A 22,979-nucleotide genomic window follows, 5' to 3' on the forward strand; every position below is an offset into this window, starting at 1 on the left:
TCGTAGCAGCTGCCGCAGGCTGCGTCCAAGGCCACCACGGATTAGGTTGTGACCCAACCAACCCAATGCGACAATCGGTTTTTCGTCGCAGGATCAGGCGGATCGAATGGATCACCGGGGGCGTCAACAGGACGTACACATCGCTGCACAGGTACGCACGGACCAGCTGCAACAGCTGTTCCGCCAATCGGTGTCGGCCGTGTTTGGCAGTTACCTGGCCGCGCTCATGCTCAGCTGGCTGTGCTGGGACCGCTTCGACCACGCCACCGTGGTCACCTGGCTGGGCCTGCTCAGCGCCTCGACGCTGCTGCGCACCCTGCTGTTCCTGCGCTACTACCGCAGCCCCGAGGCCGAGCGCACGCCCCAGCGCTGGGAGCGGCCGTACTGGCTGACCCTGGCGCTGTCCGCGACCATCTGGGGCGCAGGGGCGTTGGCGGTGATGCCGGCGGGCGACCTGCTGGCCCAGGCCCTGGTGATGCTGTTCGCCGTGGGCATGTCGGTGAGCGCGGTGTCGTGCTACTCGGCGTACCGGCACATGACGGTCATGTCGATTCTGCTGGTGCTGCTGCCGCCCACGTTCTGGCTGCTGTTCCAGGCGTCCGAAGTGCAGGTGGGCATGGCCCTGGCGACGCTGGTGTTCGCCTCGTTCGTGGTGCGCGCCACCCACAAGCTGTCCGACGCGCTGGTGAAGGCCTACACCCTGACCCACGAGATGGAAAGCGCCCACCGCATTTCCACCTACGCTGCTCAGACCGACGAACTCACCGGCCTGAAAAACCGCCGCGCCTTCTTCGAGCATGCCCAGCAGCTGTTCGCCTACTGCCGGCGCAACCAGCTGCCGCTGTGCGCGGTGATGCTGGACATGGACCACTTCAAGTACATCAACGACACCTACGGCCACCAGGCGGGCGACGAGGTACTGCGGCAGATTGGCCAGGTGATCACCCGTTCGTTCCGCGCCGCCGATATCCACGGCCGCCTGGGGGGCGAGGAGTTCGCCGTGCTGCTGCCCGACACCACCCTGGCGCAGGCCCGGGACATCGCCCGGCAAGTGCTGCAGACCATCGCCGGCCTGCAGGCCGACCCGGTGCTGAGCATCACCGCCAGCCTTGGCGTGGCCGAGGTGGACGGCGCGGTGCTGGACCTGCACAAGCTGATCAACAGCGCCGACAAGGCGCTTTACCGGGCCAAGGCCCAGGGGCGCAACCAGGTGGTGGTGGCCGAGACCGCGTGACGGCCCCTGACGCAGGCTTGAACAACGCCTTCGTAGCAGCTGCCGCAGGCTGCGTCCGCTGTCGTGCCCGGTGGACTGCGGTTTGCTGGATCCCTGGACACAACCCTTAACACTCCTTTGATTGCCACTGCCCCGGTGCACCCTTACCCTGCGCAGCGTCTCCGAAGCCTCGGGGATCAGGTTTAGCGACCTGTGCTAGTACACTGCAGCACCATACCGCTTGTTTCGGGCGTTCACGCCTGGGATAAGTGTTATGGCAGCTGCGTGTGGGAGGCCTTCGGGCCTGCCGGTTCTAGCCCGGTTCGCTAACCTGCACGCAGCTGCCACCCTAACTCCAATGACCGTGGCAGCCCTTCACCCGCAAGGAGCTTTCGCCATGGATGCACTCGCCGCCACCACCTTTTTCCGCCACCAACTCCCGCTGCGCGCGCTGATGCTCGAAGGCCAGGCCTGGCTGTGCATTCACGACCTGGGCCGCTTGATGGGCGTGCACTTCGTGGAGCGCCGCATCCGCCGCCTGGACGCCGACCAGCACCGCGAGGTGTGGGTGCAGGTGGAAGGTGAGTGGGGCAAGCGCCTGCTGGTCAGCGAGACCGGGGCGGTGACCTTGATCATGCACAGCCAGATGCCGGAGAACCGCGCGCTGCGCCAGTGGCTGACGCTGGAAGTGGTGCCCATGTTGCGCAGCAGCGCGCCGGGCACGGTGCCGGCCGTGACGTCCATGTGCACGCAAGGGGGGCAGGTGAAGGTGTTGTATTGGCAGGACGAACCGTGGATTCGCCTGCGCGATATGCCCGATGTTTTGCCCACGAAGGCGCAGCAGAAATCACCGTGGTGGCGGGTATGGGCCTGACCCCCGTAGCAGCGGCCAAAGGCCGCGTCCGCGGTCACCGCGCCCTCGCAACCATGCCCTGGGGCCCCCGGACGCGGCCTTTGGCCGCTGCTACGGGTTAGTGTTGTGCTACCAGGTTGAGGAAGCGGCGGGTGCGCTCGTTCTGGGGATTGACCAGGATCTGGTCCGCCGAGCCATCGGCGACGATGCGCCCGTGCTCCATGAACAGCACGCGGTCGGCCACGTCGCGGGCGAATTTCATTTCGTGGGTCACCAGCAGCATGGTCATCTGCTGCTCGTGGGCGATGCGGCGGATCACCCCCAGCACTTCGCCCACCAGTTCCGGGTCCAGGGCCGAGGTTACCTCGTCGAACAGCATCACCTGCGGGCGCATGGCCAGGGCACGGGCGATGGCCACCCGTTGCTGCTGGCCGCCAGACAGGGTGGCGGGGTAGGCGTGGACCTTGTGGGCCATGCCGACCATGGCCAGGTAGCCATGGGCGCGTTCCAGGGCTTCCTCGCGGCTCAGCCGCAGTACCTGCAGCGGCGCCTCGATGACGTTGTCCAGCACGCTCAGGTGTGGGAACAGGTTGAACTGCTGGAACACCATGCCCACCCGGTGCACCACCGGCTCGGGCCGCCAGCGCCAGCCACGGCGCGGCGCCGGCACAGGCGCGCCGGCCACCTCGATCTGGCCGTGCTGGTAGCTTTCCAGGCCCTTGATCAGCCGCAGCACCGTGGACTTGCCCGAGCCACTGGGGCCGATCAGGGCCACTTTCTGGCCCTGGGGAATGTTCAAGTCCAAGTGGTCGATGACCCGCGTGCTGCCGAAGTCCTTGACCACCTGGGTGAGGCGGATCTGTGCGGGGGAATCAGGCATGGCTGCGCTTCTCCAGGTGGTTGAACAACAGCGAGGTGGGCACGCTGATCAGCAGGAACAGCAGCGCCATCAGCGTGTAGGGTTCGTTGTAGCGGTAGGTCATGCCGGCCACCTGCTTGGCGGCCTGGAACAGCTCGGGAATGGTGATCACCGCCAGCAGCGGGGTCTCCTTGAACATGCCGATCAGGTAGTTGCCCAGCACCGGCACCATGGGCTTCCAGGCCTGGGGCAGGATGATCCGCCGCCAGGTCTGGGCAGTGTTCAAGTCCAGGGCGCGGGCCGCTTCCCACTGGCTGCTGGCGATACCGTCGATGGCGCCGCGGTAGGCTTCGGCGATGTAGGCGCTGTAATACAGGCCCAGGCCGATGACCCCGGTGGCGAACGCCGGCAAGGTGATGCCCGCCTGCGGCAGCACGAAGAACAGCGCGTACAGCTGCACCATCAACGGCGTCAGGCGCAAGAAGCTCAGGTACCCCGCGGCAGCGCGGCGCACCACGGCCCAGGGCGCGCGGCCGGCCAGCGCCAGCACCAGGCCCAGCACCACGGCCAGCACGAAGCCCAGCAGCACCACCTCGACGGTGACCAGCAGCCCGGCCAGCAGGTCGGGCAGTATCGACCAGGCGAACGCGAAATCGAAGTCCATGGCTACTCCTTGGCCCGGCGCCAGGCCGTGCTGTGGGTTTCATAGCGGCGCACCAGCCAGCTCAGCGGCCAGGCCATGACGAAATAACACACCAGCACGATGCTCCAGATCAGCGATTGGTTGCCCAGGGTGGTAATCAGCTGGCTGCCGGAGAAGGTCAGGTCGGTGAGGGTGATCAACGACACCAGCGAGGTGGTCTTCATCAATTCCACCAGCTGGTTGCCCAGGGGCGGCAGCATGAACGGCAGCGCTTGCGGCAAAAGCACCCGGCGCAGTGCCGCCAGCCGGCCAAAGTCCAGCGCGCGCACGGCGTCGCGCTGGCCCTGGCTGACGTTGGCCAGCGCCGCGCGGATGATCTCCGAGGCGTAGGCGGAAAACGTCAGGCCCAAGCCGATGACCCCGGTGGCCATGGGCGGCAGGCGAACGCCGAACAGCGGCAGGATGAAGAACAGGTAGAACAGCAGCACCAGCGCCGACAAGCCGCGCAGCACCTGCACGTAGGTGACGGCGAAGGCGCGCAGCAGCCGCGAACGCGACAGGTGCATCAGGGCGATGGCAAAGCCCAGGGCCAGCACCAGCACTTCAGCCAGCACGGTGATTTCCACCGTGACCAGCGCGCCATGGCCCAGCTGCGTGGCGATGAACAGCGCGCTGTCCGGGGTCACAGGCTGCAACGCTGCGCGGCGGTGACGGCCGGGTCTGGCAGTTCGTTCTCGGTGTAGCCGTACTTGCTCAGGATTTTCAGCAGCTCACCGGAGGCGCGCAGCTTGGCCAGTTGTTCGTTGAAGGCCTGGGCGAACGCCGGGTCGTTACGCGGCAGGCCGTAGGCGTGGTAGTTCCAGCTGGGCTTGCCGTTGGCGTCGGGGATCTGCTGGAACGGCAGCGCGCGTTCGATGCTCGGGCTGTTGGCCTTGGCCAGCAGGCCGATGATCTCGGCGTCGGGGAAATACACCACGTCCACGCGGCCGGCTTCCAGGGCGGCCAGGGCCTCGGTGTCCTTGTCGAACAGCACCACGTTGGCGGTGGCGATGCCGCTGTCCTTGGCTTCCTGCACCTGGTTGGAGCCGGTCTGGGTGGCCAGGCGCGCCTTGCCGCTGGCGGCGACGTCCTTGAGGCTGTGCAGCTTCAGCGGGTTGCCGGCCTTGACGATGAAGGCGCCGCCGGAACGGGTGACCGGGTTGGAGAAGCTGATGACCTTGCAGCGGCTGGGGTTGATGAACAGCCCGGCGCCGATCAGGTCGAAACGCCCGGCGGCCAGGCCCGGTACCAGCGAGCCGAAGTCGGTGATGGGCGTGTCGATGTGGGTAATGCCCAGCGGCGTGAGAATGGCCTGCAGCACTTCGATGTTGGCGCCGGTGGCCTTGCCGTCGGTGCCCAGGTAGGCGTAGGGCTGTTCGTTGGCGATGCCGGCGGTAAGGCCGTCGCTGCGGCCCTTGTCCAGCAGGCCGGCGGCGAGGGTGGCGGTGCTGCACAGCAACAGCGCGGCAAGCAGGGGCAAACGTTTGTTGATTGTCATTGGGGAAAGCTCCTGTGATAAGCACCCACCGACCTGTGGGAGCTGGCTTGCCAGCGAGCTGTTGGGCCTCAACAGCTCGCTGGCAAGCCAGCTCCCACAAGGAATCGGCGGGATGAGACGGTAGGGGGGGTCAGCTGCCCTGCAGCGGCTTGGCGTCTTCGAAGAAGTAGTCCTGCCACGACGCCGGCTTGTGTTTGATGGCGCCCACGCGGTACATGAACTCGGCCAGCGGGTAGGTGTTCTTCGGGTTGATGGTGAACTCGAAGCGCGGGTTGCTGATGATCTTCAGCAGTTGGTCGCGGTCGATCTTGGCGTGGGTGACGCGGATGTAGGTGTCGGCGGCGCCGGCCTTGTCCTTCTGGATGTAGGCGGCGGCCTCGGTCAGCGCCTCGATGAAGGCGTGGTAGGTCTTGGGGTTGTCGTTGCGGAACTTCTCGGTGGCGAACAGCACGGTGGGCGAGTTCGGGCCCAGCAGGTCGTAGGTGTCGAGCACGGTGTGCACGCCGGCCTTGGCCAGTTCCTGCTCCTGGAACGGCGGATTGGAGAAGTGCCCGGTGACCTCGGTGCCGCCCGACGTGATGCTCGTGGCAGCGTCCGGATGCGGCAGGTTGATAGAGTACTGGTCCAGGCGGGCGAAATCCTTGTCGCCCCATAGCTTCGCCGCAGCATACTGCAGGTAGCGCGACTGCACCGAGACGCCCACCGCAGGCACGGCGATGCGGTCCTTGGCGGTGAAGTCGGCGATGGTGTTGACGTTGGGGTTGTTGCTGACCAACAGGTACGGGAAGTTGCCCAAAGAGGCCACGGCCTTGACGTTCTGGCGGCCGTAGGTGCGGTCCCAGATGGTCAGCAGCGGCCCGGTACCGGCGCCGGCGATGTCCACGGCGCCGGCCAGCAGCGCGTCGTTCACCGCCGAGCCGCCGGACAGTTGGGTCCAGTCCACCTTGATGTCCAGCCCCTCCTGCTTGCCGTATTTTTCCACCAACTGCTGGTCGCGCACCACGTTGAGCAGCAGGTAGACCACGCCGAACTGCTCGGCGATGCGCAGCTGGCCCTCGGCCTGGGCGGCGCTGGGCATCACCAGGCTGCCCGCCAGCAGCGACAGGCCGAGGCCGAGGGCGGTGGTCAGTTGGCTCAGGCGGGGAAACGCGGTGCTCAGTGATGCCATGGGGGTTCTGCCTTGCTGTAGCGGGTAGGTGCGCTGAAGATATAGCTATAAGAGAATAAATTTAAATAACTTAAATTCATAAACTAATGCCCGGCCGATCAGCCCTCCGCCGGCTGCCCGGTGAAGGTGTCACGCCAGCCCAGGCAGCGCTTTTCCAGCGCAGCGAGCAGGCCATCGCTGAGCTTGCCCAGCAGCGCCAGGACGATGATCGCCGCCAGCACGATATCGGGGCGCGAGGTTTCCCGGCCGTCGCTCAGCAGGTAGCCCAGGCCGCGGGTGGCGGCGATCAGCTCGGCCGCCACCAGGAACATCCACGCCAGGCTCAGGCCGCTGCGCAAGCCGGTGAACAGGCCGGGCAGGGCGGCCGGCAGCAGGATGCGCCGCACCAGTTGCCAGCGATTGAAACCGTAGATGCGGCCGACCTCCACCAGTTTGCGGTCGATGTCGCGGATCGCCGCCACGCCGTTGTGGTACACCGGAAAGAACGCGCCGATGGCGATCAGCACGACCTTCGAGGTTTCGTCGATGCCCAGCCACAACAGCAACAGCGGTACCCAGGCCAGGCTGGGAATCGAGCGCAGGCCGGCAAACGTCGGCGCCAGGTAGGCTTCGGCCTCGCGGCTCAGGCCCACCCAGGCCGCGAACACCAGGGCCAGGCTGGCGCCAATCACAAAGCCTGCCAGCACCCGCGCCAGGCTGGCGCCGATGTGCTTCCACAGCGCGCCCTCCGCGAGGTCGCGCAGGGTCAGCAGGACGTCGCTGGGGGCGGGCATCTGGTAGGCCGGCAGCCAGCCTGCGCGCACCACGCCTTCAAGGATCAGGAGGATGGCGACGGGCAGGGCCAGGGCTTTGAAGCGGCTGCTCATTGGTCGGCGACCGCTTGGTCTAAACCTGGCGTGATCAGCTGGTCGATTACCTGATTGACGTCGGTGCCGCGGCGTACCAGTTCCTCGGACACCAGGATGGGCGCGGCGGCCTTCGAGGCGGCGACGTCCTGGGTGGTTAGTTGGGGGCTGCTCAGGTCAGTGCGCGACAGCTGCAACTTGGCCACGTCCAGCGGCAAGCCGGCTTCGGTGGCCAGCAGTTGGGCAAACTCCTCGGGGTGGCCGACGGACCACTGGCGCGCCTGCTCATAGGCGCCGATGACGGTTTTGATGGTGTCCGGGTGCTCCTTGGCGTAGCGCTCGGTGACGCTGACCACGCCATAGCTGTTGAAATCGCGGTTGCGGTACAGCAAGCGCGCGCCGGCCTGCACCTGGCTGGCGGCCATGTGCGGGTCCAGGCCGGCCCAGGCGTCGACGTCGCCTTTTTCCAAGGCCACGCGGCCGTCGGGGTGCTGCAGGTGCACCAGCTCCACGTCGTCTTTCTTCAGGCCGGCCTGCTGCAGGGCGCGCAGGGTAAACAGGTAAGGGTCGGTGCCCTTGGTGGCGGCGATCTTCTTGCCTTTCAGGTCCGCCACGCTGTGCAGTGGCGAGTCCTTGCGCACCACCAACGCAGTCCATTCGGCGCGGCTGTACACGTACACCGACTTGATCGGCGCGCCGTTGGCGCGGCTGAGCACCGCCGCCAGGCTGGCCGACGAGGCAAAGTCGACGCCGCCGCTGTTGAGGTACTCCAGCGAGCGGTTGCTGCCCTGGCTGAACACCCAGTCCACCTTGGTCTGCGGCAGGGCTTTTTCGAGGAAGCCGAAGTGCTTGAGCACCAGGCTCACCGGCGAATAGTAGGCGTAGTCCAGGTGCACCTCGGCCGGCGGCGCATCCGCGGCCTGGGCGCTGGGGTGCACGGCCAGGGTCAGGGCGCAGGCGCCGATCAGGGAGTAGAAGAGGGTGCGTTTCATGAGGGGGCTCCAGGACGGTTGTTATGTCGGAAAAGTCGGTATGGGTACGGCTTTTCTGCTGGAATGGAATATTGCAGGCTTTGTGCCAGTTGCTGGGACGAGGGTTCCAGAGGGGATTGGGCTGTTATTGCTGTTCACTGCTCAACAGGCTGTGGGATCACTGTTGCCCAGGCAACACCGCGCCCATGACGCGGCCTGCGGCCGCTGCTACGGGTTTTGTGTGGGCTGGGTATACTGCGGCGCAGACTTCAAGGAGATCGACCATGGAAAACACCACCTGGCACGCCGACCCACTGACCTGGGGCCACGGCCCGCGGGTGTTCGAGGTGTTCCTCGAACCCACCTGTCCGTTCTCGGTGCGCGCCTTCAACAAGCTCGACGACCTGCTGGCCCTGGCTGGCGAAGACCGCATCACGATCAAGGTGCGTTTGCAGTCCCAGCCCTGGCACCTGTTCTCCGGGGTGATCGTGCGCTGCATCCTGGCGGCCTCGACGCTGCCCGGCGGCAAGGCCAACGCCAAGGCGGTGATGGCGGCCGTGGCCGCGCACCGCGAAGAGTTCGAGTTCAGCCACCACGCCAGCGGGCCGAATAGGGATGCCACGCCCAATGACATCATCGCCCGCATCGAGCAGTACAGCGGCGTGCAACTGGCCGCGGCGTTTGCCATTCCTGATCTGGACCGGGAGACAAAGTGGCACTGCAAGTACGCGCGGCAGAACGGCATTCATGTGTCGCCGACGTTCATGGTGGATGGGTTGGTGCAGGGGAATATCAGCAGTGGTGATACCGTGGAGCAGTGGTTGGGGCAGGTGAAATAACTTCCTCAAACCACCACGAACTGCCTCTGATCTTGATCCCGTGCGGCCTTTGATCTTGATTGTGTGCCCCATAAAGCGCCAGGGCCGACTGGAGGCGTTGGCCAAGCGGTCCCTGGCGTAGCCAGGGAAGACGGAACCGGAGGCGCTTCTATTCCGGGCCGTCGGCCGCTTGGGCGACGCCGGAGGGAGGGGACCCGCAGCGAAGCGGAGGGACCAAGCAGGGGCAAGCCTTTTTTGGTTACTTTTTGAGGCGTTTGTCAAAAAGTGACTCGGCGTTGAACTGACCCCCGAATGTTGGACACCTGACCTCGCCGGAGGGTGTTCAATGACGAAGTACGACCGATCGCTCAAACAATCACTGATTGAGGAATGTCTGTCTGCGGGCAGTGTTCATGAGGTGGCAATCAAGCATGGCCTGAGCCCATCGATCCTGCGCCGCTGGGTCAAAGGCTATGAGACGCACGGCGCCGCAGGTTTGGCTGCCAAATACAGCCACTACGATGCCCAGTTCAAAATGAAGGTGTTGCAGTGCATCGAGCAAGAGGGGCTGTCAACCCAGCAAGCGTGCATACGGTTTGATATCCGCGGCCCGAGCAGCATCAGGCAATGGAAAACGCGGTACGATGCAGGCGGAATTGAAGCACTTCAATCGCATCGTCACCGAGAGCCCAGCGTGTCCCGCAAAACCTCCAAAGCACCCACAGTAAGTCCTGAGAACCATGCGGACGCTGACCTGACACCTGAGCAAATGCTCAAGGAGCTGGCCTATCTGCGCGCCGAGAATGCCTATCTAAAAAAGCTCGATGCCTTGATCCAGGCGGATCCTCGGACTGCGCAATCAAAAAAACGCAGGCCGTCCAAGGATTGAGGCAGGTATATCCACTTGCTTTGCTGCTTCGTGCTGCCGGGTTGGCGCGCAGCACCTTCTACTACCAAGGCAAGGCACTGCTGACTGACAAGCATTCTGATCTGAAAGACCGCATACGCAGCGTCTATCACAAGCATCGAGGGCGCTACGGCTATCGCCGCATCACCGCAGCCCTTGGGCGCACTGGTGAGTCGGTCAATCACAAGAAGGTGCAGCGTCTGATGCAGTTGATGGGCCTAAAATCGCTGATCAGGGTGAAGAAGTACCGTTCTTATCGGGGCGATGAGGGGCTTGCCTCACCTAATCTGCTTAAGCGCGAATTCAAGGCAGAAGCCCCCAACCAGAAATGGGCGACCGATGTGACGGAGTTCAACGTAAGGGGGCAGAAGTTGTTTCTTTCGCCTGTGATGGACCTGTACAACGGAGAAATCCTGGCTTACCAGACCAACCGCCGCCCTGAGTTCAATATGGTTTCGAGCATGTTGGAGCAAGCCTTTGGGCGGCTTAATCAAGGTGACAAACCGATCCTGCACTCTGATCAAGGCTGGCAGTACCGCCAGCCGACCTACCGGCACATGCTGGCCGAAAAAAACATTGAGCAGAGCATGTCGCGCAAGGGCAATTGTCTGGACAACGCCGCCATGGAAAGCTTTTTCGGCACGCTCAAGAGTGAGTTCTTCTACCTGGAATCTTTTGAGAGCGTGGAGCAACTGGCATCAGGGCTAGAGAGCTACATCGACTACTACAACCAGGAACGCATAAGCCTCAGATTGAATGGCTTGAGTCCGGTACAATTTCGGACCCAAGCACGGAAACACTAACCCTTGTCCAACATTAGGGGGTCAGTTCACGTAAGGCCGAAAAGGTGATTTTGCATCACCCGTAGTAATGGATATGTTCGCGGATTCTGTATTCCGCTTCGGCGATTTCGAACATATCCATTTTCGCGGGGATACCACCGACCGTTTCGCCCTTACGGCGACTCCCTTTTTGGCAGTCGCGGTACGTGTCAATGTACCTGTCGCCTAATTCCTGCCTCAACTCACGATAGCAACCCCGGCATCAGGCCGCTCCGGGTTCAAATACACCGCCTCGGCAAGCTGCCAATTACGCGTGTTCCGGCTCCACCGAACCGGGTTCCTTTCCCGGGCAGCTGCATACAACCTATCTCGGGCCTCCAGTAATTTGGGGGCCAAGCCTTCGTGACGCTCGTTCGGTGTTACGTACTTCAGGCCGCTATGGCGGTGTTCCTCGTTGTACCATTCAACAAATTTCTGCACCCACAGCCTCGCTTCAAGCAAGCTGTCAAAGGGACGTTCAGGCCATTGCGGGCAGTATTTGGCCGTGCGGAAAAGCGTCTCCGCATAGGCATTGTCATTGCTCACCCGCGGACGGCTGAACGAAGGCTCGACACCTAGTGAAATCATGCTCTCGCGCAGCAACGAGCCCTTCATCACATGGCCGTTGTCCGAGTGCAGCACCAGCGCTCGACCGGCCGTACGCTCGCGTAAACAGCCCTTTTCCAGCAAGACACAGGCATGTTCCGCACATTCGGATTCGTGCACTTCATTGGCCACCAGCTTGCGGCTGTAGATGTCCTTGACCATGTACCAGTAGAAAAAACGACCCTTCACCGTGCTCGGCAACCAGGTGATATCCCAGCACCAGACCTGGTTGGGGCCATCCGCCCGATGCGTGGTCAAGATGCGACGCTTGGGGGCCTTTGCACGGCCGCGTCGCGTGAGCTGGTTGTGCGCTTTCAATACTCGGTAAAACGTCGACTCCGAGGCCAGGTAAATCCCTTCGTCCGCCAGCTTTGGCACAATCTGATGCGGCGTCAGGCTCGAATAACCCGGCTGGTTGGCCGCGTCCATCACAGCCTGGCGCTCGGCTTCGCTGAGCTTGTTCGGCGGCGGTTTGCGCGGGACTGTCTGACGCTTGTCGGCGTCGCTGTGACGCCAACGCTGCACGGTCCGAAGGCACAATCCCAGCTCGTTGCAAGCACGAAACCGGCGTGCGCCGGCGTCGACGGCAGCAGCGATCAATACCAGAGCCTGCATGCGATCGGGGGCGCTGATCAGCCTTCCTTGTCCTTGCCCCAGATCGCATTGGCTTTTTTTCTGAGTTCCAGCAAAGCCTCCGCCTCCTTGCGACCGGCATCAGAGCGCGATAATTGTCGCTCCAACTCCTTGATTCGCCGTGAATCGGCAGTCTGCTTTTTGCTGGGTTGAACATCGAGCGCCGCGTTGGCGTTCTGACAGGCCAGGCGCCATTGCTGGATCTGCTCGGGAAAAATACCCTTGATCCGGCAGTACTGGGAAAGCTCGACCTCGCTCAGCGGCGCGGTCTCCATGACAGCGTTGAACTTGTCAGCGCTGGACCATTGATCGCTGGTCTTGTTGTTTCCAGGAACGATCAACCCTTTATCTCTAGCCATTTGTCTCCAGTTCCTAAGCGACTGTGGAGTGACGCCGATTGCGACGGCGAGCTCTGCCACGGAGCGGTTCAGGGGCGGCATCATTTGCTGAACCGCCCAGTCTCTGAAGTCATTGTCATAACGCTTCGTCATTGCCTTGCACCTTCGCCCCCTTGGATGATTGAGTCAATCAACAAAGGTGACAGGTAGGCTGACACGGGGGGGTCGCCCCAAAAAGGAAGCAAAAAGGGCTTGCCCCTGCTTGGGCCCTCCGCTGCGCTACGGGTCCCCTCCCTCCGGCGTCGCTCAAGCGGACGACGGCCCGGAATAGAAGCGCCTCCGGTTCCGTCTTCCCCGGCTACGCCAGGGACCGCTTGATCAACGCCTCCAGTCGGCCCGGGCGCTTTACGGGGCATACAATCAAGATCAAAAGCCAGATCAACAGCAGATCACAAACAGATCACAAGCCAGGTCAAGATCAGGTGCGCGGGCGCTGTGCTTCTTTGAGTCGCTGCGCGACTGTCCAACTGGTAGCGTTCGGGCGCACATCATCCAGCGCCGGCGGCTCACGGTACTCCGGGTAATCCCGGCCAATCGCCTCGCGCAGCACCGCCGGCAAGGCTTCGATACCTGCAACGGTCTGCCCCATGGCGTTGAACACCATCAACCCCGGCCGGCTGCCCATGCGCATGAACGGCAGCCACGGCGCGATACGCACCCATGCCAACGCCGCATTCGCGCTGTCGGTGTCTTTACTGAGCAGCGCCTCGCGGTCGGCCACGAAATCGAAGATTTCCATGGCGTGGTAGTGGTTGCCGACGTACTCCTGGTAATCGCCCGCCAAGGGATTGGGGTAGAACAGCGGGATCTCGCTGGCGGCGAATACACGCTCGCCCTGGACGCGGAAGGGGGAGGCCAAAGGCTGGCCCTGAGGGTCGCGCTCGAAGAACGGGCGCAGGTTCACCGGGTCGTTGGCCACGTGCATCACCGGCACGGCAGCTTGAGTCCAGGGGTTGTGCCAGGTCTTCAAGGGTTCGCCCGTCACCGGGTCGAGGTACAGCATCAGTTCGCGCGACACCAGCCGGAAGCCGGCGCCGCGCTGGGGGTCGTGCAGGCTGCCGCATTGACGAATGTTCATGCCCTCGACCTTGAACAGCAAACGGTCGGGCTCGCCTTCGCGCCGCGCCCAGGCCTGGCCGGACCAGTGGAACACCACGGGCTTGCCGTCCACGGTGGAACCGTGGAGTTTGCGCAGGGCGGTGAGGGCGCCCAGGGGCTGGTGGAGATCGATCATGGCAAAGACTTCCCTGGTGGGTAAATGCCCGCAGTCTACCGCCGGAACGTGCAGAGACAATGGAAAAAGCCCCGGCAACCACCGGCGCAAGCTACGCTGAGCAATGGTTTTCCCAGCCCTGAAGGCCGACCATGACTGACCTCCTTCCCGAACCCCAGGCCGTCTGCAGTCCCATCACCAGCAGCGTCATCTTTATCGTCGCCACCGTGGCGCTGGGCGCCGAGGCCGCCGACACGGTGCGCGGCTGGTGTGGCGACGTGGCGGCGCTGACCCGCACGGTGGGCAAGCGCGTGCCCGACGGCAAGCTGTCCTGCGTGTGCGGCTTCGGCTCCACAGCCTGGGACGTGCTGTTCGGCGCGCCGCGCCCGATGCAGTTGCACCCGTTCCGCGAGTTCGGCCCCGAAGGCCGCCGTGCGCCCGCCACGGCCGGTGACCTGCTGCTGCACATCCGCGCCGACCGCATGGACCTGTGTTTCGAACTGGCCACCCAGCTGTGCACCGCCCTGGGCGATGCCATCCTGGTGGTGGACGAGGTGCAGGGCTTCCGCAACTTCGACATGCGCAGCATGGTCGGCTTCGTCGACGGCACCGAGAACCCCGCCGGCCGCAAACTGACTGATTCCACCCTGATCGACAGCGAAGACCCGGCGTTCGCCGGCGGCAGCTACGTGATGGTGCAGAAGTACCTGCATAACATGACCGCCTGGAACGCCCTGAGCGTGGAAGACCAGGAACGGGTGATCGGCCGCAGGAAGCTCTCGGACGTGGAATTGGACGACGCCCACAAGCCCAGCAACTCCCACAGCGCCCTGACCACGCTCACTGAAAACGGCCAGGAAGTGAAAATCCTCCGCGACAACATGCCGTTCGGCCGCCCCGGCATGGGCGAGTTCGGCACCTATTTCATTGGCTATGCGCGCTCGCCGTCGGCCCTGGAAAAAATGCTCGAGAACATGTTCGTGGGCCGCCCGGCCGGCAACTATGATCGCTTGCTCGACTACAGCACGGCGGTGACCGGCGGGTTGTTCTTCGTGCCTTCGGCGCAACTGCTGGAGCAGTTGGCGGAGCGCAAGCCCTGACGCGGGTATCGACAAACGTCGTGATTTTCACTGGCGTGCCAGCAGGGCATCATCAGGGGCCAACCGCCTTGGAGCTTCGCTGATGATCGACCACCTCGACCACCTGGTCCTCACCACCATCGACCTGGACGCCTGCAAGGACTTCTACACCCGCGTGCTCGGCATGCGCCTGGAAACCTTCGGCCAGGGCCGCCTGGCCTTCGTGTTTGGCCGGCAGAAGATCAACGTGCACGTGCGCGGCCACGAGTTCGAGCCCAAGGCGCACCTGCCGGTGCCGGGCGCGCTGGACCTGTGCTTCATTGCCAGCACGCCCCTGGAGCAGGTGATCGAACACTTGCACGCCCAGCAGTGGCCTGTCCTCGAAGGGCCGGTGATGCGCACCGGCGCCACCGGGCCGATCCGCTCGGTGTATGTACGTGACCCGGACCTGAACCTGATCGAGATTTCGCAACCGGCCTGACCGCCTTTCACCTGGAGATGCACATGGACCCGTACACCCCCTTGTTCGACCGCGTTCTGCTGACCAACGATGACGGCATCAGCGCCCCTGGCCTGGCCGCGCTGGAAGCCATTGCCACGAAACTGGCCCGCGAGGTCTGGGTGGTGGCACCGGCCCACGACCAGAGTGGCGTGTCCCATGCCATCAGCATTCACCACCCGCTGCGCGTGGAAACCCTGGGCGAGCGGCGCTTTGCCGTACAGGGGACGCCGGGCGATTGCGTGGTGCTGGCGTTGCAGCACCTGATGCCGCACAAGCCGACGTTGATTCTGTCCGGGGTCAACCGCGGCGCCAATCTGGGGGTGGAAACGGCGTTTTCCGGCACGGTGGGCGCGGCGATGGCGGGCATGTTGCTGGGTGTTCCGTCGATTGCCCTGAGCCAGGCGTTTACCAAAGGCCAACCGGTGAAGTGGGCTACCGTCGAGGCGCTGGGGGTGGATGTGCTGGCGCGCGTGGCGCAGGCGGACTGGGCGGCGGGCAGTTGCCTGAACATCAATTTCCCCGACGTGGAACCGGCGGCCTGCAAGGGCACGCAGTACACGTCCCAGGGCACGGGCAGGCTGAACGGTATTCAGGTGACGGGGCAGCAAGACCCGCGCAACGTCGAGTATTTCTGGTTGAACATGTCGCGCACGGAGAGCTTCGACGAAGAGGGCACCGAGACTCACGGTGTGTTCAATGGCTATGTAACCGTGACGCCGTTGACCTTCGAGCGCACGGCCCAGGCAGTCCTGGACTGCCTGAAATAATGTGGGAGCGGGCTCTGCCCGCGAAAAGAACACTGCGGTATGTCAGGCAATACGCGGTGCATTTTTCGCGGGCAGAGCCCGCTCCCACGGCAGCCGATCAATGCGGCGCGCGCGGAATGGTCTTCAGCAGGTCTTCCGGGGTGATGTGCCCCACAACGCTCTTGTTGCTGCCCGGCGGTGCCAGGTCGAGGATGTGGCCTTTCATCTTGCCGATGACGTGCATCTCGCACGGCTTGCAGTCGAACTTCAGGGTCAGCACTTCATCGCCGTGAATCAGCTGCATCGGTGCGACCTTGGTGCGCACGCCCGTCACGCCCTTGGCCTGCTTGGGGCACAGGTTGAAGGAGAAGCGCAGGCAGTGCTTGGTGATCATCACCGGCACTTCGCCCGGTTCCTCGTGGGCCTCGTAGGCGGCGTCGATCAGCTTCACGCCGTGACGGTGGTAGAAGTCGCGGGCCTTCTGGTTGTAGACGTTGGCCAGGAACGACAGGTGCGAGTCGGGGTACACCGGTGCCGGCACGGTCTCGGCCTTGCGGCCACCGCGCGGGTGGGCAGCGACGCGCGCCTCGGTCAGGGCGTCGATCACTTCGCGGCGCAGGGCCTTGAGCTGCGAGTTGGGGATGAAGTACGCCTGCGGTGCGTCCAGCTTGATGTCGGTGGCGTGGTACTGGGTAGTGCCCAGTTGGCCCAGCAGGTCATGCAGTTGGTCCAGCGCCTGCTCGGGCTTGTTGGCCGCGCCGAAGGGGCCGTCCAGGCTGACGCTGGCGCTGATGCCTTCCTCGCTGGTGACGGTCAGTTGCAGGCGATCCTCGCGCAACTGCGCCTTCCAGTTCACGCCAATGCGGCGTTCGGCGGAGGTCTTCTGCAGGGCCTGTTGCCAGTTGTGGTCCAGGTTGCGGTTGAGCGGGTGGTTGGGGCGCGCCTTGTACAGGTCGGCCGGCATCTCGTTGGGCTCGACGCGGTAGCGGTAGCGCTTCTCGCCGTCTTCCTCGAACTCGCCTTTGGGCTCGGCGATGTTGGCGCGGAAACCCACCACTTCGCGCTTGATCTGCACGTTGAGGCCGTCGCCGTTGGTCAACGGCTCATGGGTGACCACCAGCAGGTCGCGCTTGCCGACCTTTTCCACCACGCCCACGGCCAGGCCGGTGAAGGTGGGGGTGTCGAAGGCGCCGATGTCCACCTTGCGGTCGGTGACGAAGTAGTCGGTGCTGCCGCGGTGGAAGGTCTTGTCCGGGTCGGGCACGAAGAAGTGCGCGGTGCGGCCGCTGGAGGCGCGGGCCAGGTCCGGGCGGCCTTCGAGGATATCGTCCAGGCGCTGGCGGTAGTAGGCGGTGATGTTCTTCACATAGCCCATGTCCTTGTAGCGGCCTTCGATCTTGAACGAGCGCACGCCGGCTTCCACCAGGGCGCGCAGGTTGGCGCTCTGGTTGTTGTCTTTCATCGACAGCAGGTGCTTCTCGAATGCCACCACGCGGCCCTGGTCGTCTTTCAGGGTGTAGGGCAGGCGGCAGGCCTGGGAGCAGTCGCCACGGTTGGCGCTGCGGCCGTTCTGCGCGTGGCTGATGTTGCACTGGCCGGAGAACGCCACGCACAGGGCGCCGTGGATGAAGAACTCGATGGCAGCATCGGTTTCATCGGCGATGGCGCGGATTTCCTGCAGGTTCAGCTCGCGGGCCAGCACTAGCTGCGAGAAGCCGGCCTGGTCGAGGAACTTGGCCCGGGCCAGGGTGCGGATGTCGGTCTGGGTGCTGGCGTGCAGCTCGATGGGCGGAATGTCCAGCTCCATCACCCCCAGGTCCTGGACGATCAGCGCGTCGACGCCGGCATCGTACAGCTGGTGGATCAGTTTGCGCGCCGGTTCCAACTCGTCATCGTGCAGGATGGTGTTGATGGTGGTGAACACGCGGGCGTGGTAACGGCGGGCGAATTCCACCAGGCGGGCGATATCGGCCACCTCGTTGGAAGCGTTGTGGCGCGCGCCGAAGCTTGGGCCGCCGATGTAGATGGCGTCGGCGCCATGCAGGATGGCCTCGCGCGCGATCTCTACGTCGCGGGCAGGGCTCAGCAATTCCAGGTGATGCTTGGGTAGGGACATGGTTTTTTAGTCAGGCTTTTGCACGGTCAAGGCGGGCATTGTAGCGGTGAAATAGAAGCAGTGGCAGTTTTCCCGTAGCAGCTGCCGCCAGGCGGCGTCCGCTGGCGGCGCTGAATTTGGCGTGCGGGACGCGGCCTGCGGCCGCTGCTACTGGATTTACGCCTTGGCGGCCATGGCGGTGACTTCCACGCGCATGCCTTCCACCGCCAGCGACGCCACGCCCACCGCGGCGCGCACCGGCCAGGGCTTGGCGAAGAAGCGCTGGTACACCTCGTTGAACGCGGCGCGGTCGGCCATGTCGGTGAGGTAGATGGTCAGGTGCATCACCCGGTCCATGGAGCTGCCGGCGCGCTCCAGGGCCACTTTCAGCGCCTGCAGGGTGCATTCGCTCTGGGCAGTGATGCTGCCCAGCTCCAGGCTGCCGTCGGCGCGGGTGGGGATCTGGGTGGAGACCAGGATGCCGTTGAAGCTGGCAACGTCGGACGAGATGGAGTCTGCGTCCGGGTCAGGAGTGAAAGTCAGCATGTGCACCTCGGGGGTCAGCTTTATGAAAGGCGGGCACCATACCGCCAACCCGGCGCTTCAGCCAACCTTCTCGGCCAGCGAGCCGCCCAGCACGTACAACGCGCCGCCCACCACCAGGAACGCCGCCAGCACGTAGAACATCGCCGCCGGCGCCAGCCAGGCCAGGGCCAGGCCGCACACCACCGGGCCCAGGGCGCCGCCCAGGTTGGAGAGGTTCTGCGCCGCGTAGTACATGCCGCGCAGGTGCGTGGGGGCGATGCGGTCGATGAACATGTACTCGGCCGGGAACACGATGATCTCGCCCAGGGTGAAGATGAACATCGCCAGCGCCCAGGCGGTCAGGCTATGGGCCACGGAAAAGCCCACCAGGCCGGCCAGGAACAGCGCCAGGCCGACGATCAGCCAGGGCGTCAGCCGCTGTGCGTCGATGTGCTTGCCCACCGCGTACTGCAGGCCGATGACCACGCTGGCGTTCACCGCCAGCACGGTGCTGATCACCGCGTACACCTGCTGCGGGTCGCTGGTCAGCACCAGGTATTGCGACAGGTAGGCGGTGAACTGGCCGAACACCACCGCGCTGAGAATGCCGCCGACGGTGAAGCACACCAGGCGCCGGTCCTTGAGCAGCACCTGGCCCACGCGCATGAAGGAAAAGCCTTCGCTGGCCGCCTCGGGCCCGCTCAAGTGGCGGTCACCGTACAGCGCGTACAGCCCCAGGAACACCACACCCAGCAGCGCCGACAGCATGAACGGCAGTTGCAGGCTGACGCCCGCCAGCCCCGCGCCCATGAACGGGCCCACGGCGTAGGCGATGTTGATCAGGGTGTAGCGCAGGGAAAACACCCGGGCCTGCTCGTGGTCGGGCAGCAGCCGGCCGAAGCTGGCCTTGGCCACCACGTCGATCACCGAATAGGCGAAGTTGAAGGCCACCAGGAACAGGAAGAACACCGTCAGGCTGGAGGTCAGGCACATGCCCACGAAACCGGCGACGAAGCAACCGGTAAAACCGAGGATCAGCCGGTAGGGGCTGAGCCGGTCGGTGAGGTAGCCGCCATACAGGCTCAGCACCGAGCCCGCCACCAGCGCGCCGCCAATCACCGCGCCCACGGCGGATACGTCCAAACCGTAGTGCGACGTCAGATAGATGACCAGATAGGGCAGGGTGATGGCCCGGCCCAGGGTTAGCAGGAAGGCGCTGGCCAACAGCAGGTTGACGGCGAGAGGGTAGTGCCGAAGGGTGGCGAGCATGGGGCGTCCAAACAAATGCCTGAACCACCGATCGTAGCAGCTGCCGCCAGGCTGCGTCACGGCCCCACGCCCCCACGCCCCCGCAGGTAGGCCGCCGGACGCAGCCTTCGGCAGCTGCTACGCCACCATCGTGTAGCAGCGGCCACAGGCCGCGTCACAGGGTCTACACGTGAATCAGCGCCACCGAGAAAAACAGCACCAAAATGGCGGCAAGGGTCAGGTGAACATTCATGGCGGCGTCGTCCGTTGGCAAATGGAATGCAGGCAGCTTATGAAGGTTCGCGCTCAAGGGGTAATTGATCAGGCAGATTTGGACTATCAACCTGATTGATAGCCCCGTAGCCTGCGGCAAAGCACAGCAGCGCCAGCACCGAGCAACCGAGCATCACCCCGGCCATGGCATGGGCCGAATGACCGTCGTACAGCAAACCCACCAGGAAACCCGAGGCCGCGCCACCGGCCATCTGCATCGCCCGCAGCAACGCGGCGCCGGAGCCGGCCACCTGGTGCAGGCCTTCCAGCGAGGCGTGGGTGGCGTTGGGCATCACCAGTCCAGTGCACACATTACTCAGCACCACCAGGGCCGCCAGTTGCAGCATCGGCGCGCTGGTGAACGCGCTGCACAGCACCAGCCCCAGGCTGCAGCCCAGGCTGGCCAGCAGGCTCAGGCCAATGATGCGCGCCTCGCCCCAACCGCTGCGAATCAGCCGCCCGTTCAGCCACGAACCGCCCAGGGTGCCCAGCGCGGTCACTGCGAACAGCACGGCAAAGCCCTGGCTGCTCAGGCCCAAAGCGTCCATGAACACCAGCGGCGAGGCGGTGATGTAGGCGAACAGGCCGGCGAAGTTCAGCGCCAGGATCAGCGCACACACCACGAAACGGCGGTTGCGCAGCACCTGGCGGTAGGTGGCGATCAGCGGCTGGGCGCTGCGTTTGGCCGGCGGGTGGGATTCGCGCAGCGACAGCCTGGCGCTGGCCAGCAGCGCCACGCCGGCCAGCGCCAGGGTCGCATAAATGCTGCGCCAGCTGCCCAGGCTGAGGATGCCGGCGCCCAGCAGCGGGGCCAGCAGCGGCGCGACGTTGTTGATGGCCACCAGCGCGCTTTGCAGCGAGCGGCCCTGGGTGCCGGTGAAGGCATCACGCACGATGGCGATGGGCATGGCCGCCGCCGCACCCGCCGCTGCGCCTTGCAGCAGGCGGCTGGCCAGCAGCACGGGCATGCTCGGGGCCAGCGCGCAGGCAAGCCCCGCCAGGGTGAACACCGCCAGCCCGGCAAACAGGATCGGCCGCCGGCCCAGGCGGTCCGACAGCGGCCCGAACAGCAGCGGGCCGAGCACAAAGCCGAGGATGAACAGGGTGATGGTCTGCGCCGCCGCGGCAGAATCGCTGTGCAACGCGCTGCCCACCTGGCTGATGGCCGGCAGCGCCATGTCGGTGGACAACGGCGGCAGGGCAGTGCAGGCGCCCAGCAGCAGGATGTAGCGCCAGGGGGCGTGGGATGTGCTCATCGCAGGGTCTCGTCGGGCCAATCCCTGATCCTAGCGAACGCGCAGGCCAAGGCAAAATGAAACCTGTAGCGGCTTGCGCAGCTCTGCGCCGGGCCTTGTGTACACTGGGGGTAATCAGCGCCGCCGAGGGCCAGCGCAGCCTGGCGGCAGCGGCTACGGTGCCTGCAACTTCGAGATGAGTACTGCCATGAACCTTGCCCCCGAAGACCTCGCCCAACTGCAAGTGGCGAAGCACCTGCTGGAAAACCCTGGTTTCGTCGCCAAGGTCACCAGCATCATCGGCATGCCGGTGGAGGCGGCGCTGCGGCACCTGCCGGGCAGCGTCACCCGGCAAATCGCCACGGTGACCCGCTCGGCGTTGGTCAAGGCGCTGGACGCCGCAGTGTTCACCCTCAAGGACGTGCCTGGCGAGAGGTCCTCCAACCTGTGGCACAAGGCGGGCATTGCCGTCAGCGGCGGGGTGGGCGGCTTCTTCGGCTTCGCCGGGCTCAGCGTCGAGCTGCCGCTGTCGACCTCGATCATGCTCCGCTCCATCGCCGACATCGCCCGCAGCCATGGCGAGCGCATCGACAGCGAAGAGGCCAAGCAGGCCTGCCTGGCGGTGTTCGCGCTGGGCGGCCGCTCGGCCAGCGACGACGAGTCGGAAACCGGCTATTACACCGTGCGCGCGGCGCTGGCGAAGTCGTTGAGCGATGGTTCGATCATCAAGCTGATCAGCGCCATTGCCGAGCGCTTCAGCGTCAACGTCGGCGAAAAGGCCGCGGCCCAGGCGATTCCGGCGCTTGGCGCGGTGGGCGGCTCGCTGATCAACCTGGCGTTCATCGATCACTTCCAGGACATGGCCCGCGGGCACTTCATGGTGCGCCAGCTGGAGCGGCGCTACGGCCATGACGCGGTGCAGCAAGCCTACCAGGCCTTGCCGCGCCAGGGCTGAGGCTCAACCCCGCAGCGCGCTGGGGCTCAGGCCCAGGCGCTGTTTGAACGCCGTGGCCAAGTGCGCCTGGGAGGCGAAACCGCAGGCCAGGGCAATGTCGGCCAGGCGCGCGCGGCGGTTACGCAGCAGCTCACGCGCCCGCGCCAGGCGGCGGTCGATCAGGTAGCTGTGGGGGCTCTGGCCGGTGGCCTGTTTGAACGCACGGAGGAAATACCCTTCTGACAGCCCCAGCAGCGTGGCCATGGCCTGCACGCTCAAAGGCCCGTCGAGGCCGGCGTCGATGAATTCATCCAGCAGGCCCAGGCGCCGCGCGGTCATGGCGTCGCCGTGGGCAGCAGGCAGCGCCTCATCGGCTGCGCGCGCCGCCAGGGCCAGCGCCCAGGCCTCCCACTCATCAGTGGGCGAGGCCCGCAGCAGCGCCCGGCGCATGCCCAGGGCCAGCGCCGTGGCCTGGCGGTCGTTGCGGTTGTTGAACGGCTGCGCGCCGGCCAGCGGCAGGCCATCGGTGCGCACCACGCGCAGGTATTCGCCGCCGCGCGCCGAGGTGGAATACACATCGCAGCCGGCCGGCACGAACGCCAGGCCGTTGGGCGTGGCCAGGAAGGGGCGCACCCGGTCGCTGCCGATGGCGTGCACGCCGCGCTGGCTGTCGAAGGCGAAGCCGATTGCCGATTGGCTGGCGACATAGCGCGCGTCGTAGGCATTGGCCGGCAGCAATTCGATCGCCCACGGCCCGGCTTCGGCGCGGCGGACCGGTTCGTTGGCAGGGGACGGGCGTAATGGCTGGGTCATGCCGGCCATCCTACGCAAACTGCGGCCAAAAGGTCAGGTCAGTT

General features: G+C 64.9%; 22 protein-coding genes. 8 read left to right on the forward strand and 14 right to left on the reverse strand.

The features are described 5' to 3' along the window. Nucleotides 1–106 precede the first annotated feature (106 nt). Nucleotides 107–1,234, forward strand: coding sequence for a diguanylate cyclase (locus RAM80_RS00290; protein ID WP_416424234.1), 1,128 nt, complete (start codon nt 107–109; stop codon nt 1,232–1,234). Nucleotides 1,235–1,610: 376 nt separating this feature from the next. After that, the gene (locus tag RAM80_RS00295; RefSeq protein ID WP_416424235.1) at nt 1,611–2,087 is read left to right on the forward strand and encodes a Bro-N domain-containing protein; all 477 of its coding nucleotides are present in this window, start codon (nt 1,611–1,613) and stop codon (nt 2,085–2,087) included. A 97-nt stretch (nt 2,088–2,184) separates the two neighbouring features. On the opposite strand, the gene RAM80_RS00300 is transcribed toward RAM80_RS00295, so the two are convergent. The 7 genes from RAM80_RS00300 to RAM80_RS00330 all read right to left on the reverse strand — a co-directional run bounded on the left by RAM80_RS00300 (nt 2,185) and on the right by RAM80_RS00330 (nt 8,110). Continuing rightward, on the reverse strand, nt 2,185–2,946 hold the full coding sequence (locus tag RAM80_RS00300; protein ID WP_416424236.1) for an amino acid ABC transporter ATP-binding protein: 762 nt from the start codon (nt 2,944–2,946) through the stop codon (nt 2,185–2,187). Further along, the gene (gene ehuD, locus RAM80_RS00305) at nt 2,939–3,589 is read right to left on the reverse strand and encodes an ectoine/hydroxyectoine ABC transporter permease subunit EhuD (protein WP_416424237.1); all 651 of its coding nucleotides are present in this window, start codon (nt 3,587–3,589) and stop codon (nt 2,939–2,941) included. The genes RAM80_RS00300 and ehuD overlap by 8 nt, the downstream gene beginning before the upstream one ends. A gap of 2 nt (nt 3,590–3,591) precedes the next feature. Then, on the reverse strand, nt 3,592–4,263 hold the full coding sequence (gene ehuC / locus RAM80_RS00310) for an ectoine/hydroxyectoine ABC transporter permease subunit EhuC (RefSeq protein WP_416424238.1): 672 nt from the start codon (nt 4,261–4,263) through the stop codon (nt 3,592–3,594). Next, on the reverse strand, nt 4,251–5,105 hold the full coding sequence (ehuB, locus tag RAM80_RS00315) for an ectoine/hydroxyectoine ABC transporter substrate-binding protein EhuB (RefSeq protein WP_416424239.1): 855 nt from the start codon (nt 5,103–5,105) through the stop codon (nt 4,251–4,253). Before ehuB ends, ehuC begins: the two co-directional genes overlap by 13 nt. Before the next feature lie 130 nt (nt 5,106–5,235). Then, a complete protein-coding gene (locus RAM80_RS00320) occupies nt 5,236–6,273 on the reverse strand; it encodes an ABC transporter substrate-binding protein (protein ID WP_416424240.1) in 1,038 nt (345 codons plus the stop codon). A gap of 98 nt (nt 6,274–6,371) precedes the next feature. Then, nucleotides 6,372–7,139 (reverse strand): ABC transporter permease, encoded by a 768-nt coding sequence (locus RAM80_RS00325; protein ID WP_416424241.1) that lies wholly within the window; start codon nt 7,137–7,139, stop codon nt 6,372–6,374. Next, the gene (locus tag RAM80_RS00330; RefSeq protein ID WP_416424242.1) at nt 7,136–8,110 is read right to left on the reverse strand and encodes an aliphatic sulfonate ABC transporter substrate-binding protein; all 975 of its coding nucleotides are present in this window, start codon (nt 8,108–8,110) and stop codon (nt 7,136–7,138) included. The genes RAM80_RS00325 and RAM80_RS00330 overlap by 4 nt, the downstream gene beginning before the upstream one ends. A gap of 263 nt (nt 8,111–8,373) precedes the next feature. Here RAM80_RS00330 and RAM80_RS00335 point away from each other — a divergent pair, with 263 nt between their 5' ends. Next, nucleotides 8,374–8,928, forward strand: coding sequence for a DsbA family protein (locus tag RAM80_RS00335; RefSeq protein WP_416424243.1), 555 nt, complete (start codon nt 8,374–8,376; stop codon nt 8,926–8,928). A gap of 325 nt (nt 8,929–9,253) precedes the next feature. Further along, nucleotides 9,254–10,617, forward strand: a protein-coding gene (locus tag RAM80_RS00340) for an IS3 family transposase (protein WP_416424244.1) whose coding sequence is annotated in 2 segments (ribosomal slippage) — nt 9,254–9,719 and nt 9,719–10,617 — 1,365 coding nt in all. Because the reading frame shifts where the segments join, the coding sequence is not laid out codon by codon here. Nucleotides 10,618–10,833: 216 nt separating this feature from the next. Here RAM80_RS00340 and RAM80_RS00345 read toward each other — a convergent pair. Next, a protein-coding gene (locus RAM80_RS00345) for an IS3 family transposase (protein ID WP_416422263.1) occupies nt 10,834–12,365 on the reverse strand; the annotation gives its coding sequence in 2 pieces (ribosomal slippage) (nt 10,834–11,924 and nt 11,924–12,365; 1,533 coding nt in all). A gap of 325 nt (nt 12,366–12,690) precedes the next feature. Beyond that, a complete protein-coding gene (locus RAM80_RS00350; RefSeq protein ID WP_416424245.1) occupies nt 12,691–13,506 on the reverse strand; it encodes a DUF1838 family protein in 816 nt (271 codons plus the stop codon). Between the two features lie 131 nt (nt 13,507–13,637). On the opposite strand from RAM80_RS00350, the gene RAM80_RS00355 reads away from it, so the two are divergent. The 3 genes from RAM80_RS00355 (at nt 13,638) to surE (ending at nt 15,833) form a co-directional block, all read left to right on the forward strand. Next, complete coding sequence (locus tag RAM80_RS00355) at nt 13,638–14,585, forward strand: Dyp-type peroxidase (protein WP_416424246.1); 948 nt, start codon at nt 13,638–13,640, stop codon at nt 14,583–14,585. Between the two features lie 82 nt (nt 14,586–14,667). Then, nucleotides 14,668–15,045 (forward strand): VOC family protein, encoded by a 378-nt coding sequence (locus RAM80_RS00360; protein ID WP_416424247.1) that lies wholly within the window; start codon nt 14,668–14,670, stop codon nt 15,043–15,045. Nucleotides 15,046–15,068: 23 nt separating this feature from the next. Then, complete coding sequence (gene surE, locus RAM80_RS00365) at nt 15,069–15,833, forward strand: 5'/3'-nucleotidase SurE (RefSeq protein ID WP_416424248.1); 765 nt, start codon at nt 15,069–15,071, stop codon at nt 15,831–15,833. A 97-nt stretch (nt 15,834–15,930) separates the two neighbouring features. Here surE and RAM80_RS00370 read toward each other — a convergent pair whose 3' ends face one another. From RAM80_RS00370 to RAM80_RS00385, 4 genes are all read right to left on the reverse strand, one after another. Beyond that, nucleotides 15,931–17,928, reverse strand: a complete 1,998-nt coding sequence (locus tag RAM80_RS00370) for a peptidase U32 family protein (RefSeq protein ID WP_416424249.1) — start codon at nt 17,926–17,928, stop codon at nt 15,931–15,933. 156 nt (nt 17,929–18,084) lie between these two features. After that, a complete protein-coding gene (locus tag RAM80_RS00375) occupies nt 18,085–18,453 on the reverse strand; it encodes a RidA family protein (protein ID WP_416424250.1) in 369 nt (122 codons plus the stop codon). A gap of 57 nt (nt 18,454–18,510) precedes the next feature. After that, the gene (locus RAM80_RS00380) at nt 18,511–19,701 is read right to left on the reverse strand and encodes an MFS transporter (RefSeq protein WP_416424251.1); all 1,191 of its coding nucleotides are present in this window, start codon (nt 19,699–19,701) and stop codon (nt 18,511–18,513) included. 269 nt (nt 19,702–19,970) lie between these two features. Beyond that, a complete protein-coding gene (locus tag RAM80_RS00385) occupies nt 19,971–21,209 on the reverse strand; it encodes a multidrug effflux MFS transporter (RefSeq protein WP_416424252.1) in 1,239 nt (412 codons plus the stop codon). 187 nt (nt 21,210–21,396) lie between these two features. On the opposite strand from RAM80_RS00385, the gene RAM80_RS00390 reads away from it, so the two are divergent. Next, on the forward strand, nt 21,397–22,143 hold the full coding sequence (locus RAM80_RS00390) for an EcsC family protein (protein WP_416424253.1): 747 nt from the start codon (nt 21,397–21,399) through the stop codon (nt 22,141–22,143). Between the two features lie 3 nt (nt 22,144–22,146). Here the strand turns inward: RAM80_RS00390 and RAM80_RS00395 are convergent, their stop codons facing one another. Further along, nucleotides 22,147–22,944, reverse strand: coding sequence for a helix-turn-helix transcriptional regulator (locus tag RAM80_RS00395; RefSeq protein ID WP_416424254.1), 798 nt, complete (start codon nt 22,942–22,944; stop codon nt 22,147–22,149). Nucleotides 22,945–22,979 lie beyond the last annotated feature (35 nt).

Origin of the sequence: Pseudomonas sp. App30 (genome assembly GCF_047947025.1) — a bacterium.
Lineage (GTDB): Bacteria > Pseudomonadota > Gammaproteobacteria > Pseudomonadales > Pseudomonadaceae > Aquipseudomonas.

Coding starts and splice junctions, on each gene's coding strand:
- RAM80_RS00360 (WP_416424247.1), top strand. CDS start 14,668: ATGATCGACCACCTCGACCACCTGGTCCTCACCACCATCGACCTGGAC.
- RAM80_RS00375 (WP_416424250.1), bottom strand. CDS start 18,453: ATGCTGACTTTCACTCCTGACCCGGACGCAGACTCCATCTCGTCCGAC.
- RAM80_RS00390 (WP_416424253.1), top strand. CDS start 21,397: ATGAACCTTGCCCCCGAAGACCTCGCCCAACTGCAAGTGGCGAAGCAC.
- RAM80_RS00325 (WP_416424241.1), bottom strand. CDS start 7,139: ATGAGCAGCCGCTTCAAAGCCCTGGCCCTGCCCGTCGCCATCCTCCTG.
- ehuD (WP_416424237.1), bottom strand. CDS start 3,589: ATGGACTTCGATTTCGCGTTCGCCTGGTCGATACTGCCCGACCTGCTG.
- RAM80_RS00380 (WP_416424251.1), bottom strand. CDS start 19,701: ATGCTCGCCACCCTTCGGCACTACCCTCTCGCCGTCAACCTGCTGTTG.
- RAM80_RS00350 (WP_416424245.1), bottom strand. CDS start 13,506: ATGATCGATCTCCACCAGCCCCTGGGCGCCCTCACCGCCCTGCGCAAA.
- surE (WP_416424248.1), top strand. CDS start 15,069: ATGGACCCGTACACCCCCTTGTTCGACCGCGTTCTGCTGACCAACGAT.
- RAM80_RS00300 (WP_416424236.1), bottom strand. CDS start 2,946: ATGCCTGATTCCCCCGCACAGATCCGCCTCACCCAGGTGGTCAAGGAC.
- RAM80_RS00330 (WP_416424242.1), bottom strand. CDS start 8,110: ATGAAACGCACCCTCTTCTACTCCCTGATCGGCGCCTGCGCCCTGACC.
- RAM80_RS00370 (WP_416424249.1), bottom strand. CDS start 17,928: ATGTCCCTACCCAAGCATCACCTGGAATTGCTGAGCCCTGCCCGCGAC.
- RAM80_RS00320 (WP_416424240.1), bottom strand. CDS start 6,273: ATGGCATCACTGAGCACCGCGTTTCCCCGCCTGAGCCAACTGACCACC.
- RAM80_RS00295 (WP_416424235.1), top strand. CDS start 1,611: ATGGATGCACTCGCCGCCACCACCTTTTTCCGCCACCAACTCCCGCTG.
- RAM80_RS00385 (WP_416424252.1), bottom strand. CDS start 21,209: ATGAGCACATCCCACGCCCCCTGGCGCTACATCCTGCTGCTGGGCGCC.
- ehuB (WP_416424239.1), bottom strand. CDS start 5,105: ATGACAATCAACAAACGTTTGCCCCTGCTTGCCGCGCTGTTGCTGTGC.
- RAM80_RS00335 (WP_416424243.1), top strand. CDS start 8,374: ATGGAAAACACCACCTGGCACGCCGACCCACTGACCTGGGGCCACGGC.
- RAM80_RS00290 (WP_416424234.1), top strand. CDS start 107: ATGGATCACCGGGGGCGTCAACAGGACGTACACATCGCTGCACAGGTA.
- RAM80_RS00395 (WP_416424254.1), bottom strand. CDS start 22,944: ATGGCCGGCATGACCCAGCCATTACGCCCGTCCCCTGCCAACGAACCG.
- RAM80_RS00355 (WP_416424246.1), top strand. CDS start 13,638: ATGACTGACCTCCTTCCCGAACCCCAGGCCGTCTGCAGTCCCATCACC.